We start from the raw sequence: 256 nt of genomic DNA, 5'->3' as shown, positions 1-256 counted from the left end.
CTCGTAATATTGAAACTTTACAGGAAATGACACTGCCCATTTCTGATAAATATGCAAAAGAAGAAACAACGCCATTAAATCCGGGAATGAATGCCTTACAACGGGTTTTAGGGGAATTAACGGATGAAGTCCGTCGCTCTGTTGATTATTATCTCAATCAAAGCGAAGGAATGGAAGTTGTTCAAATGTTACTCGCCGGTCCCGGCGCAGGGATTGGACAAATTGATGCGTTTTTTAACCAACGCTTAAATATTCC

General features: G+C 40.6%; 1 protein-coding gene. It reads left to right on the top strand.

Annotation, left to right across the window (positions count from 1 at the left end):
- The coding region (locus R0J87_RS22290) for a hypothetical protein (RefSeq protein WP_498889040.1) at positions 1-256 on the top strand (256 nt) is incomplete at both ends.

This window comes from Halomonas sp. SIMBA_159 (assembly GCF_046536035.1).
GTDB lineage: Bacteria > Pseudomonadota > Gammaproteobacteria > Pseudomonadales > Halomonadaceae > Vreelandella > Vreelandella venusta_A.
The sequence above is the reverse complement of the archived record's forward strand: the minus strand, read 5'-3'. Positions and strand labels throughout refer to the sequence as shown.